Origin of the sequence: Anaerotignum sp., from assembly GCF_031981185.1 — a bacterium.
Lineage (GTDB): Bacteria > Bacillota > Clostridia > Lachnospirales > Anaerotignaceae > Chakrabartyella.
In genome coordinates this window covers 4,743-4,974 of the sequence record NZ_DALYUL010000056.1, presented here as the reverse complement: position 1 = coordinate 4,974, position 232 = coordinate 4,743, and the positions used below count along the sequence as shown (strand labels likewise).

Below are 232 nucleotides of genomic sequence, written 5' to 3'. Positions count from 1 at the left end.
CGGTAGGCAAGAAAATGTACCTAACAGAACAAGGTGCGGTCAGCGAGAAAGAATTGCATAGCTTTGACGGCAAAGCGTATTTTGAAAAACTTCTTGCTGGAAATCTTAACTCATTGATTACGCCCTATGGAATTCTATATCAAAACAAAAATCCCATACAGATAATTTATGACGGCCTGCATTTTCCCCTGTATCATTGGCAAGATGAAATTGCGGAGTTGGAAGTGGGAAA

The 232-nt window shown here is 40.1% G+C and carries 1 pseudogene; it reads left to right on the top strand.

The annotated features are described in order from the left end of the window. Positions 1-14: 14 nt before the first annotated feature. A pseudogene (locus tag RTK36_RS16365) lies at positions 15-232 on the top strand (hypothetical protein); the annotation flags it as partial.